The sequence below is a fragment of the Cypionkella sp. genome, assembly GCF_034376685.1.
Classification (GTDB): Bacteria; Pseudomonadota; Alphaproteobacteria; order Rhodobacterales; family Rhodobacteraceae; genus Cypionkella.
Genome location: NZ_JAXMJJ010000005.1, coordinates 54258 through 63359 on the forward strand (window position 1 = coordinate 54258; position 9102 = coordinate 63359).

The 9102-nt window shown below is 62.2% G+C and carries 8 protein-coding genes; 1 reads left to right on the forward strand and 7 read right to left on the reverse strand.

Features of this window, described 5'->3' with window-relative positions:
• The first annotated feature begins 59 nt into the window (after positions 1–59).
• The gene (locus U1A24_RS02230) at positions 60–758 is read left to right on the forward strand and encodes a hypothetical protein (RefSeq protein WP_322320360.1); all 699 of its coding nucleotides are present in this window, start codon (positions 60–62) and stop codon (positions 756–758) included.
• 161 nt (positions 759–919) lie between these two features.
• Here U1A24_RS02230 and mraY read toward each other — a convergent pair whose 3' ends face one another.
• Genes mraY through U1A24_RS02265 form a run of 7 tightly spaced genes read right to left on the reverse strand, consistent with a single transcriptional unit; the run spans position 920 to position 8621 of the window.
• Positions 920–2002: a phospho-N-acetylmuramoyl-pentapeptide-transferase gene (mraY, locus tag U1A24_RS02235; RefSeq protein WP_322320361.1), complete on the reverse strand. Its 1083-nt coding sequence runs from the start codon at positions 2000–2002 to the stop codon at positions 920–922.
• Positions 2002–3459 carry a UDP-N-acetylmuramoyl-tripeptide--D-alanyl-D-alanine ligase gene (locus tag U1A24_RS02240; RefSeq protein ID WP_322320362.1) on the reverse strand — a complete coding sequence of 486 codons (1458 nt, stop codon included), beginning with the start codon at positions 3457–3459 and terminating at the stop codon, positions 2002–2004. Before U1A24_RS02240 ends, mraY begins: the two co-directional genes overlap by 1 nt.
• On the reverse strand, positions 3456–4937 hold the full coding sequence (locus U1A24_RS02245) for a UDP-N-acetylmuramoyl-L-alanyl-D-glutamate--2,6-diaminopimelate ligase (protein ID WP_322320363.1): 1482 nt from the start codon (positions 4935–4937) through the stop codon (positions 3456–3458). Before U1A24_RS02245 ends, U1A24_RS02240 begins: the two co-directional genes overlap by 4 nt.
• Before the next feature lie 15 nt (positions 4938–4952).
• The gene (locus U1A24_RS02250; protein ID WP_322320364.1) at positions 4953–6740 is read right to left on the reverse strand and encodes a penicillin-binding protein 2; all 1788 of its coding nucleotides are present in this window, start codon (positions 6738–6740) and stop codon (positions 4953–4955) included.
• A complete protein-coding gene (gene ftsL / locus U1A24_RS02255) occupies positions 6737–7105 on the reverse strand; it encodes a cell division protein FtsL (protein WP_322320365.1) in 369 nt (122 codons plus the stop codon). Before ftsL ends, U1A24_RS02250 begins: the two co-directional genes overlap by 4 nt.
• A gap of 3 nt (positions 7106–7108) precedes the next feature.
• A complete protein-coding gene (rsmH, locus tag U1A24_RS02260; RefSeq protein WP_322320366.1) occupies positions 7109–8122 on the reverse strand; it encodes a 16S rRNA (cytosine(1402)-N(4))-methyltransferase RsmH in 1014 nt (337 codons plus the stop codon).
• Position 8123: 1 nt separating this feature from the next.
• A complete protein-coding gene (locus U1A24_RS02265) occupies positions 8124–8621 on the reverse strand; it encodes a division/cell wall cluster transcriptional repressor MraZ (RefSeq protein WP_322320367.1) in 498 nt (165 codons plus the stop codon).
• Positions 8622–9102: the final 481 nt, after the last annotated feature.

Here is a 9102-nt window from a genome sequence, read left to right on the forward strand (position 1 = left end):
CCGCAAGACCCTGACGCTATGCTCCCGCCGAAGCAGTCAAAAATAAGAAAGTGACTATTATGCAGGTTTTCACCAAGCACGCCTTGGCCGCAGCTGGCCTTGTTCTGATCGCCTCGGCGGCGCAGGCTGAGATGACCGGTGGGCAACTCAAGCTGTCGCAATCGGGATTTACCGATGATTTTTCGGTCGCCAAGACCAATATCAGCGGCTCGGTTGAGCTGGCGTTTGGGCCGCAGTTCGGCATGCAGATGGATCTGGGCGTCAACCTGCTGAACTTCGCTGATGAGACGGCGACGAATTTCGTCACCCACGGTACTTACAAGCTGGGCGACAGCACGGCGATCGGGGCATTCTACGGCATCGACGCGGTGAATGGCGGAAGCACCGATTTCTACGGGGTTGAAGCGGCACAGAATTTTGGCACCGGCGGCGTACAGGGCTATGTCGCGCATGCCGAAGACAGTGGCAACAGCGGGACCGTAATGGGCATCAGCGGCGGCATGGTGATGGGCAATGGCGTGGGGATCGGCGGTTCGGTAGATCACGGCTCGTTTGATGGCACCTCGCTGACGCGCTATGGGGTGCGCGGCTCGTTCGGCTTGGGCGAAAGCTCGAAAATGTTCGCAGAGCTGGGTGCGCTGGACACGGATGCAGGCTCGGAAACCTATGCCAAGATCGGCGCGACCTATAACTTTGGCGAGAACTCTGGCCTGATGTTTGGCGACCGCAGCCTGTTTAACCTGCTGCCGGGCTCCTGATCTGACCAACGGCACGAATGAAAAAAACGCCTGACGATTGGATCGTCAGGCGTTTTTTTCTATGGGCTAGGGGTTTTATGGGTCATGGGCGGTGCGTCAACCCGCGCGAAGGGCGCGGAACGACGCACCCTACAGGGGACGTTATGGGGCGCGCTCGGGGCTTACCGCACCTTCAGCGTGGCCAGACCGATCATCGCGAGGATCAGGCTGATGATCCAGAACCGGATCACGATCTGCGGTTCGGCCCAGCCTTTTTTCTCAAAATGGTGGTGGATCGGGGCCATCAGGAACACCCGTTTGCCGGTTTTCTTGAAGTAGAGCACCTGAATGATCACCGACAAAGCCTCGACCACGAACAGACCGCCGACGATGGCAAGGACGATTTCGTGCTTGGTGCAGACTGCGATGGCACCGAGCGCACCGCCAAGGGCGAGCGACCCGGTGTCACCCATGAACACCGCCGCCGGCGGGGCGTTATACCACAAAAACCCCAAGCCGCCGCCGAACAAAGCCGCGGCGAACACCAACAGCTCGCCGGTGCCGGGCACGAAATGCACGCCGAGATATTCCGAGAAGTTGAAGTTACCGACGATGTAGGAAATCACCCCCAAAGTGCCGCCTGCAATCATCACCGGCATGATCGCAAGGCCATCAAGACCGTCGGTCAGGTTCACCGCATTGGCAGCGCCGACGATCACGATCATGCCGAAGGGGATGAAGAACACGCCGAAATCCAGCAGCACATTCTTGAACAGCGGCAGGGCCAGTTGGTTGGTCAGCTCTGGCGGATGGAAGTTTGACGCCGCATAGGTGGCCATCGCGGCGATGGCGAGGCCTGCCAGCATCCGCACCCGGCCCGAGACGCCCTTGGTGTTTTGCTTGGTCACCTTGGCGTAATCGTCGGCAAAACCGATCAGCCCGAAGGCCAAGGTGACCAGCACCACGATCCAGACATAAGGGTTGTCAAGCCGCGCCCACATCAGGGTGGAGACCATCAGCGCCGACAGGATCAGCAACCCCCCCATCGTGGGCGTGCCTGCCTTGATGAAATGGCTTTGCGGGCCATCGTCGCGGATCGGCTGGCCCTTGCCCTGCTTGCGGCGCAAAAGGTCGATCAGTGGGCGGCCAAAGATGAAGCCGAAGATCAGTGCAGTGGCAAAAGCACAGCCTGCGCGGAAGGTGATATAGCGGAACAGGTTGAAGACGTCGCCGCCATCCGAAAACTCGGTGAGCCAATATAGCACTACGCTTCTCCTTGTTTCGCGTCGGGCGCTGGGTGCCCCAATTTGCGCAGGGCGTCAACGATCAGGCTGACTTTTATGCCCTTCGAGCCCTTCACCAGCAGAATATCCCCTGCGTCAATCAAGCTGCGCGGGCGGTTGGCAAGCTCTTTGGCATCCGCCACCCACTCGCCCCGCTGAACGCGCGGCAGCTTCTGCCACAGCGCTTTCATCCGGGGGCCGACGCAGTGGATCACGTCGATCTTGTTCAGATGCGGGTGTTTTGCGATGGCTTCATGCAGGGCAATTTCGCTGGGGCCAAGCTCCAGCATATCACCCAGAATGGCGATGCGGCGGCCGCGGCCAACCCGGCCAATGCCGTCTTTCGGGGTGGAGGCGATCAGCACATCCAAGGCGGCGGCCAGCGAGGTCGGGTTGGCGTTGAAAGCGTCGTCGATCAGATCGAAGCCGGTTTCCTCAACGATATCAAGCGAGATATGCTCACGGGTGCCGCGCCCTGCCGGGGGCTGCCAGCGGCCCAGATCAGAGGCGGCGATCATCGGATCAAGGCCTAGCGCATCGGCGACAGCCAGCGCGCCCAAGCCGTTGGCGGCGAAATGGCGGCCGGGGCTGAGCACTTTGAACAGCATGGGGGTGCCGCAGCGCATGGCCTGCACGATGGTGGCGGTGTCGCCGAGTTTCACCTGGGTCAGCTGGTAGTCGGCAGTCGCACTTGCACCGAAGCTGATCGTGGTTGCCCCGATTTCGGCGGCTTTGGCTTGCAGGATCGGGGTGATGCTTTGATCGGCGGGGAAAATCGCGGTGCCCCCTTGGCGCAACCCATCGAAAATCGCGGCTTTCTCGTGGGCGATGGCGTCGAGGCTGGCGAAGGCCTCCAGATGGGCGGCGGCGACGATGGTGATCAGGGCGATGTCGAGATCGGCCAAGCGGGCCAGAGGGGCGATTTCGCCGGGATGGTTCATGCCGATCTCGATCACCGCGAAATCTGTGTCGGGTGGCATCCGGGCAAGGGTCAGCGGCACGCCCCAGTGGTTGTTATAGCTGGCCTCGGCGGCATGGGTGCGGCCCTGCCCCATCAGGATGCGGCGCAGCATTTCCTTGGTCGAGGTCTTGCCAACCGATCCGGTGACGCCGATCACCTTTGCACGGGTGCGGGCACGGGCGAAAGCCCCCAGTTTTTCAAGCGCTTGCAGCACGTCCTCCACGATCAGCAAAGGCGCATCGGGGGCTGTGTCGTCGGGGATATGGCTGACAAGTGCAGCGGCGGCGCCCTTGGCCAAAGCGGTGGCGACGAAATCATGGCCGTCGCGGACATCTTTCAAGGCCACGAACAGATCACCGGGTTGAAGGGTGCGGGTGTCGATGGAAACGCCGGTCGCAGTCCAATCTTGGGTGGTGCGCCCGCCGGTGGCGGAAACGGCGTCGGCAGAGGTCCAGAGTGGTGTGCGTTTTGCGGTCATAGCAATCCATCCAGTGCGGCGACGGCGATGCTGGCCTGTTCCACATCGTCAAACGGGTAAATATTGCCCATGATCACCTGACCGGACTCGTGCCCTTTGCCCGCCACCAGCAAAGCGTCGCCGGGTTGCAGGGCGTCGACGGCCAAAAGGATCGCCTCGGCGCGGTCCCCGACTTCGTTGGCTTCGGGGCAAGCGGCCATGATCGCGGCACGGATCAGCGCGGGGTCTTCGGAACGCGGGTTGTCGTCGGTGACATAGAGCACATCGGCGTTGGCCTGTGCAGCCGCCCCCATCAGCGGGCGCTTGCTAGTGTCACGGTCGCCGCCTGCACCGAACACCACGATCACCCGGCCCATCACATGTGGGCGCAACGCGCGCAGGGCGGTTTGCAACGCGTCGGGCGTATGGGCGTAATCGACGAACACCGAAGCGCCATTTTTGCGGGTGCCCGCCAGTTGCATCCGGCCCCGCACGCCTGTCAGTTGCGGCAGAACGGCAAAGACATCACGGGCGGATTCTCCGGCCCCGATCACCAGAGCTGCGGCCAAAGCCACATTCTCGGCCTGAAAACCGCCGATCAGGTTCAGGCGCACTTGGTAGGGCGTGCCCTTCCATTCATAGCGCACATCCTGCCCCGATGCGTCAAAGCGTTGGCCAAGGATACGCAGATCGCAGCCTTCGCCGCTGCCCACCGAGATCAGGCCTTGCCCGCGCGCGATGGCAATCAGCGCCATCTCATGACCCTTGGGGTCGTTCATGTTGATCACGGCGGTGCCATCTTCCGGCAACACCCGGTCGAACAGAGCGGCTTTGGCGGCGAAATAGGCCTCGAATGTGTGGTGATAATCCAGATGGTCCTGGGTGAAATTGGTGAAACCCGCAGCCTTCAGCCGCACGCCATCCATCCGGCGCTGATCCAAGCCGTGCGAGGAGGCCTCCATCGCCGCATGGGTGACGCCTTCAGCCGCCGCTTGCGACAACATCCGGTGCAAGGTGATCGGGTCCGGCGTGGTATGGGCGGACGGGGCTGACCATGCGCCCTCGATCCCGGTGGTGCCGATGTTGATCGCGGCATGGCCCAGGGCCATCCAGATCTGGCGCGCAAAGGTCGCGACCGAGGTTTTGCCGTTGGTGCCGGTGACGGCAACCATCGTGGCGGGCTGCGCGCCAAACCACAAAGCCGAAGCGCGGGCAATCGCCTCACGCGGGTCTTCCGCGACGGTCAGCGCGGCATCAGACTCTGCCAATGCCTCCGCCGCCAGCTTTGCCCCTGCGGCATCGGTCAGGATGGCCACCGCCCCCTTGGCCAAGGCCAGTTCGACATAGCTTGCGCCATGCACCGCCGTTCCCGGCATCGCCGCGAACAGGAAACCGTCTTGCACCGCGCGGCTGTCCAGCGTGATGCCGCTCAGAACCGGATTGCGGCCTTCGCGGGCAGTCAGGCCCAAATCTGCAAGTGTCTTAGCCCGATCTGCCACAGCATACCCCCAAGCTTAATTCTTGACGGCTACTAGCCCATCCAAGCTGGCGGCTTCAACCTGTGGCCGCATCCCCAGCAAAGGTGCGGCACGGCGGATGATCTCGGCGGCCACCGGAACGGCGGTCCAGCCTGCGGTGCGGCGCGGCCTTGGCCCGGTGGTTTCCACCGGCTCGTCCAGCGTCACCACCAGCACATATTTCGGGTCATTGGCCGGAAATACCGAGGCAAAGGTGTTGACCACCTTGTCCTTGTAGTAACCGCCGCCGCGCATGGTCTTGTCTGCGGTGCCGGTCTTGCCCGCCACTGCATAGCCCGGCACATCGCCAAGGCTGGCGGTGCCTTCGGTTACCACGCGGCGCATCATCGCCACCGATTGCAGCGCCACGGCTTTCGACAAAATCCGCTCGCCCTGCATCGGTTCGGTGCGTTTCAGCAGCGTCGGCGTCACCTTGATACCGCCATTGGCGATAGAGGCATAGGCGGTGGCAAGGTTCAACGGGCTGCCCGAGATCCCATGGCCGTAAGCCGCCGTGATCGTCACAATTTCGGGCCAACGCTGCGGACGCAGCGGCTTGGCACCCTTGGCCTCGACCAGCTCCACTGGGGCAGAATCGAACAGGCCAAGCGCCTTCAGAAACATCTGCTGCCTCTCGCCACCGATCATCATCGCGATATGCGCGGTGCCGACGTTGGAAGATTTCGCAATGATATCAGACACTGACAGCATCGGGCCATAGTTGTGGTTTTCAAATTCCTTGATGGTGAACTTGCCGTAACGCATCGGCGCATTGGCATCGACAAGGGTTTCGGGCGTCAGTATCCCCAGCTCGATGGCCTGAGCCGCGGCGAAGATCTTGAAGGTCGAGCCAAGCTCGTACACGCCTTGCACAGCCCGATTGAACAGCGGGCTGTCAGACGGATCGCCCGAGGTCGGGTTGGCGGGGCGATCATTCGGATCAAAGGTCGGACCAGCCGCCAGCGCCACGATTTCGCCGGTGTTCACGTCCATCAGAATGGCCGCACCGCCCTTGGCGTTCATCATGGTGATGCCCGCGCCCAACACATCCTCGACCGCTGCCTGCACGGTGATGTCCAGCGAGGTGACCAGTGGCGTGCCCGCTTGCGCCGGATCGCGCAGCCGCGCGTCGGCAAATTTCTCAAGCCCGGCGGTGCCGATGACTTCGGCGCTGTGCACGCCTTCCGCGCCAAAGGACGAGCCGCCGAGAACGTGGGCGGCCAAGGTGCCGTTGGGGTAAAGCCGCATCTCACGCGGGCCAAACAGCAGGCCGGGGTCGCCGATTTCATGCACCAGCTGCATTTGCTCAGGGCTGAGCACCTTGCGCACCCAGAGGAAGCTGCGGCCATCGGTAAACCGGCGCAGCAGGGCTTTTTCATCCAGATCGGGGAAGATCGCCGCCAGTTCGCGGGCGACACGCGCCGGATCAATCAGATCACGGGTCTGCACATACAGCGCATGGGTCAGCATGTTGGTGGCCAGAATCCGGCCATTGCGGTCAACGATATCGGCGCGGCCCGCGTCAATCTCGGCACCTGCCGAGGCGGTGCGCGGCTCGACCGGTTCCGAGGCCGCAATCGTGCCCATCCGCGCGCCGATCAGGGTAAACGCGCCGAAAAAGCACAAAGCCAGGATGACAAGACGCACCTGCGCCGAGCCCCGCGATTTGTCACGCAGCACTTCATGGCGCAGCCGCAGGTTTTCGCGCTCGATGCTGTCAGGGTTTTCACCCTTCTGCCGCGCGTTCAGAATCCGGGCCAGCGGGCGAAGCGGGGTGCGGGTCATGGCGTTTGCGCTCCTTCTGCGTCCAGCGTGCCGGAGACCATTTCGGTGCCATCCAGCGGCAGGTTGGTGATCAGCGGCGCGGGGGGAAAGGCGATTTGCCCCGCAGTGCCGAATTGCTGCGGCTGCATCGGCAACAGGCCAAGGCGGTCAAAGTTCAGCGTGCCCAGATCGCGCAGCCGGTCGGGGCGGTTCAGGTAAGCCCATTCGGCGCGCTCGATCGACAGGCTTTCGCGCAGCCCCGCGATTTCGTTCTGAATATCGGTGACATCGCGCAAAGCCGCCTGCGTGGCATAGTTCTCGCGGTAGGCCCAGAACCCCAGCGCCATCACGGCAAGAAACGACAGAACGTAAAGCACTGGGCGCATGGCTTAGCGGTGTCCTTTTTTACTGGAAGGTTTCGGCAGGTCAGGGGCGTTCAGCGCGCTTGCGTCGATATCCTTGGCGGGGGCTGCGGTGCGCCGCGCCACCCGCAGCTTGGCCGAACGGGCGCGCGGGTTCTCGTCCAGCTCCTGATCATCCGGGCCAATCGCCTTGCGGGTGACCAGATCGAAGCGGGCGGTGGTGTTTTCTTTCACCGGGGCGTAGCGGTTCGAGTTCGGCTCTTCGCCCGCCGCTTGCTGGAAGAAGCGTTTCACCACGCGGTCTTCCAGCGAATGGAAGGTGACGACGGCCAGCAGCCCACCGGGTTTCAGCGCGCGTTCAGCGGCCAGAAGCCCCTGCACCAGTTGCGAAAATTCCTCATTCACCGCGATGCGCAGGGCTTGGAAGCTGCGGGTGGCGGGATGGCTTTGCCCCGGTTTCGGGCGCGGCAGGCATTTCGCGACAATCTCGGCCAGCCGCAGCGTGGTGGTGATCGGCTCTGCGCGTTGTTCGACGATGGCATGGGCGATGCGGCGCGAGGCGCGTTCTTCACCGAAATGATATAGGATATCGGCAAGGCGCTGCTCAGACGCGGTATTGACGATATCGGCGGCAGACTCACCCGATTGGCTCATCCGCATGTCGAGCGGGCCGTCTTTCTGAAACGAAAACCCGCGCTCTGCCTGATCAATCTGCATCGAGGACACGCCGAGATCCAGCACAACGCCGTCCAGCAATTCCCCGGCATGGCGGTCCATGTTAGAAAAGTTCCCGGCCACCAGCCGCAGCCGCTCACCATATTCCCCAGCCCAAGCTGCCGCCATTTCCAGCGCCAAAGGGTCACGGTCCACCCCGATCACGCAATCAGCGCCAGCTTCCAGCAGACCCTTCGTATAGCCGCCTGCCCCAAAGGTGCCATCCAGCCAAAGCCCGCGCACGGGAGCGACAGCCGCCAACAGCGGCCGCAGCAAAACCGGGATATGCGGAGAGCGGCCGATGTTCTGGTCGCGGTTCGGGTCCATCTTAACCCGCCCGCGAAGCCCGGCCGACAAGGGCCAGAGGATCTACGCCATCATCGTCGTCGTCTTCGTTCTCGGCGTCATAGACTTCACGACGATACAGCTTGAAGCGGTTGGTAAAGCCAGCAAACGCCGCCTCGCCCGCGCCGTCTTCTGCCGAAAAACCCATCTTTGCGCGCACTTTCAGCGGCAAAACGATCCGGCCATCGGGTTCAATCTCGACCATCACCGAACGGCTGATCAAATCACGCTCTGCGCGGTCACGCTCGGGCGAACCCAGCTCCATCGCTTCGATCTTGGCGGCCAAAGCATCGGCCCCCGACTTCGAGTAACACTCGACGAAATTGCGGCTTTTGCCGCCGTAAACCATGTAAACTTTCGGGCGTGCATCATCAGAGGAGGGGTCTTCTGCTTCCAGAATGCGGCGGAAGGCTGCTGGGATCGATACCCGCGCCTTGCTGTCTACCTTCTGGTAGAACTCGCCTCTGAACGCCTCACTCACCATCGGCCTTGCGGCTCCTTTTGGGGCTTTTGGCCCCGGAAATAGAAAAGGCGGACCGAGCTGCTGCCACTGCTCGATCCGCCCACTGTCCCATCGCTGGGCGTCCTGCTGCGCAAACCACCTGGGGGAGATGTCTGCTCGCTTGCGCGCCGGATCTGTCAAAGTTGGAAAGGCGGGGTGCCTGTATGAGCCTGTCTTTTTCGCCTTGTTCGGGGTCTTCAGCCGCCCCTGCTTTTTTGTCCCGCCGTTCCGTCTTCGTGAGAACAGGGATGCCATGGGATTTCATGGGAAGCAATGGAAATCTTTGGGTGAATGGGCGGAATATCTTGTTCCAAGGCCACGTCGAAAACAGCATCTAGTGGCCGAAGACGCTAAATTTAGGCGGTAACAGGGCGTTCACAGCGGCGTGAGCACTAGATATAGATATTCACAAAATCTTTGACGGGCTCCCATGGTTTCCCAATAATTTTTCGGGCTCGAC